Origin of the sequence: Pseudomonas sp. BJa5 (assembly GCF_030272875.2) — a bacterium.
GTDB lineage: Bacteria > Pseudomonadota > Gammaproteobacteria > Pseudomonadales > Pseudomonadaceae > Aquipseudomonas.
The window spans coordinates 1-258 of sequence record NZ_JALRNG020000167.1 but is presented as its reverse complement, the minus strand read 5'-3'; the positions used below and the strand labels follow the sequence as shown (position 1 = coordinate 258).

General features: G+C 59.3%; 1 protein-coding gene. It reads right to left on the bottom strand.

The window, feature by feature from the left end:
- Positions 1-258, bottom strand: a 258-nt coding sequence (locus tag M2D63_RS25870) for a hypothetical protein (protein ID WP_285865897.1), incomplete at both ends; no start/stop codon positions are given.

Genomic DNA, 258 nt, shown 5'->3' with positions numbered 1-258 from the left:
GGCGAACGGATTGCCGCCGCTGTAACCATTGCTCGCCAACAGCAACTGATTGATGTTGAGGATGTCGCCATTGGCGCCAGCGGCGAAGTCGCTGGCAATCAGCTGGCCGATGGAGCTTTCCTGCAAGTTGTAGGTATCACGTCCGCTGCCGCCAACAACCGTGGTGACGGCATTGGCGTTACGCTGATAGACCAAGAACGTGTCGTCGCCCGCCCCTCCTTCAAGGGTGTTGGTGATGGCCTGGCCGCTGTTGTCGAA